Source organism: Salinivibrio sp. MA427 (assembly GCF_001996115.1).
Lineage (GTDB): Bacteria > Pseudomonadota > Gammaproteobacteria > Enterobacterales > Vibrionaceae > Salinivibrio > Salinivibrio costicola.
In genome coordinates, this window is the sequence record NZ_MUFH01000307.1 from 1 (window position 1) to 2,801 (window position 2,801).

Consider the following 2,801-nt stretch of genomic DNA (forward strand, 5'->3'; position numbering starts at 1 on the left):
GCGTTAGAGCAGAGCCTAAATGTAGATCTGAGCAAGCTGAGCCATAAAGTGACTTGTTACCGCTCTTCAGAAAATCCACCGATCCTTCATCGAAAAGAAACGATGATTCTACCGAGCAGTGATCATTTTGAGCTCTTTACCGCGCTGACTAATGAAGGCGAGGAGGCGGGCCTATACGAGAACCCCCGCACTATTGGCTTCAAACAGTCGTGGTTAAACCTGATCAAAAAAAAAGGATACCGATTAGTCGATGGGAGGTTACTGAAAAACGATCTGGATACATCGCGTGATACTCCACAAGAGCCCGGGATAGATCGCTACAAAACCGCCATTGTACGTCATGAGCTATCAGGACCAATGAAGACATTGGCTAAACAAGGTTACCTAGATGGACGGTTTTCTATTTTCGACTACGGGTGTGGCCGAGGAGATGACCTAAGAGAGCTTGAAGCGCATGGGCTCGATGTGTTGGGCTGGGACCCGGTTTTCTCGCCTGATAACGATAAAGTTAATTCAGACATTGTGAACTTGGGGTTTGTCCTAAATGTTATCGAAGACCAAGATGAGCGCCTTGAAGCACTATTGAGCGCTTGGGAGTTCGCAAACAAAGTACTGGTAGTTTCTATCATGCTGGCTAATGATTCGTACATCGCGCAGTTCCAGCCCTATAAGGATGGGGTGATTACGTCGAGAAACACATTCCAAAAATACTACGCACAGTCAGAATTCAAAGGATACCTAGAACGTTCTTTGCAAGAGGATGCTATTGCTGTTGCACCGGGCATCTTCTACGTATTCAAAGATAAGCTAGAAGAACAACGTTACCTCCAAAGTAAGTACCAACGGCACCATACTTGGCAGCAACTGACATCACCTCAGCCTATTGAGAGTAAAGACAAAGCCAACTTGGTGATCAGCCAAAACAGCGCTCTATTTGACGATTTTTGGAACGTGTGCCTCGAGCTCGGCCGGGTGCCGGCAAATGACGAATTTAACCGTTCGGAAGAGGTGAGAAGTCTAATTGGTTCTCATAAAAAAGTGTTTGGTTTGCTTCAGGAAATGTTCGATACCCGGGAATTTTTCAATGCAGAAAAATCCCGAAAAGAGGACCTACTTGTCTATTTCTCTATGGGGTTATTTGACAAACGGAAACCCTACACACAACAGCCTAAAAGCCTAAGGCGTGATATTAAAGCTTTATTCGATGATCATCGTACAGCTATTAATCTCGCGACCGAGCTACTTTTTGCGATAGCGGATACGAAGCTCATTGGTGAGCAGTGTGTCAAAGCTCACCATCAATTACCGGCGAGCATCCTCAAAGAAGGGCACTCTCTGATTTTCCACAAAAGCTATACAGAAAAGTTACCGCTTCTTTTACGCGTTTATGTTGGCGCTGCATTGCAGATGTACGGCGAACTCGATGACTCCATTGACCTGATCAAAATACATATCAACTCTGGTAAGCTTACCTTGACTCAATATGATGATTTTGAAAAATCAGTCCCGTATTTAGTCGAAAGAACGAAGATAAAGATGGCAGAACAAGATATCGATTTTTTTGACTATGTTGATAAAGAGCGGCGCCCACCCTTGCTCAATAAACATTTGTTGCTTGATACACAGAGTGATCAATATAATAAGCAAAAGAACTTTGATCTGCGATTATCAAAGCTCTTAGGGACTACAGCAACCAATGAAGTCATATTACACCGGCAAATGTACGAAGAGCGTTTGCTTCAAGCTGGAAAAACCGTCTCCGGCTTTAGGCTCAACTCTCGCTAATCTGGTGCGGAGGGAGGCTGATGCGATAGGTTCGCCGGGCGGTTTCTTCGGACATCCCAATTGCTGTTAGGACATGTGAAGCCACATTTGAGAGCGCATTACATGCAGAGCCTTGAGAAATCAGCCAAGGATAATCGCTCATAAAGCGCTTCACTTCTTCATCTGTTTGGAATGTAACGCTCCACGTCGACGGCACTACCGACACACCGCCGTTTCTTGTAAAGTCAAACTTTGCGATAACGTCGAGAAATTGCTTTTCGATAGAATCTGATTTCGTTGGATAAGATTCTACCGCGGCCGCTAGGCCAACAATCAAAGGGGTTGGAGAAGTGCCGCCTCGCAACCCTGCTTCTTGGCCGCCACCGTGAATCAGGGGGACTAGCTCAGAGTCTCTGGCATCCCGCACGTAAAGCGCACCAATGCCTTTCGGACCGTAGATTTTGTGACCTGATATTGAGAGCATATCGATATCCATATCGTCTACGTCGATATCACACTTGCAAAAGCTCTGAGCAGCGTCAGTGTGAAAGCGGATATTGTTTTCAAAAGCTATCGCACCAAATTCTTTTATGGGTTGAATAGTACCGAGTTCATTATTGACGTGGTGAATGGAAATCAAAATAGTATTACTTCGAATTTCAGCTGCGAGAGACGATGGTGAGATACGACCATCCCTATCCGGTGCGAGGTAAGTCACTTCGAAGCCAATTGACTCGAGAAATGCACAAGTATTGAGAATACACTTGTGTTCAATCTCTGACGTTATGATGTGGCCTTTGCTATCTAGATATTTAAAAGCGACACCTTTTAGTGCGAGGTTATTCGCTTCGCTCGCTCCACTCGTAAAAATAATCTCGCTCGGTAACGCCCCTATCTTCTCAGCGATACACTCCCTTGCTTCTTGGAGTGCCTGAGCGCTGGCTAGCCCCGCTTGGTGAGCTGACGAGGCATTCGCAAACTTTTCGTTCTGCCAAGGTTTCATGGCATCTAAAACACGCTGAGACACTGGTGTAGAA

The 2,801-nt window shown here is 45.5% G+C and carries 2 protein-coding genes; one reads left to right on the plus strand and one right to left on the minus strand.

Features of this window, described 5'->3' with window-relative positions; all coding sequences use genetic code 11:
* The coding region (locus BZG79_RS13695) for a DNA phosphorothioation-associated putative methyltransferase (RefSeq protein ID WP_077774678.1) at positions 1-1,785 on the plus strand (1,785 nt) is incomplete at its 5' end.
* On the opposite strand, the gene BZG79_RS13700 is transcribed toward BZG79_RS13695, so the two are convergent.
* The coding region (locus BZG79_RS13700; protein ID WP_077774679.1) for a cysteine desulfurase family protein at positions 1,772-2,801 on the minus strand (1,030 nt) is incomplete at its 5' end. The two genes, BZG79_RS13695 and BZG79_RS13700, sit on opposite strands and share 14 nt — an antisense overlap.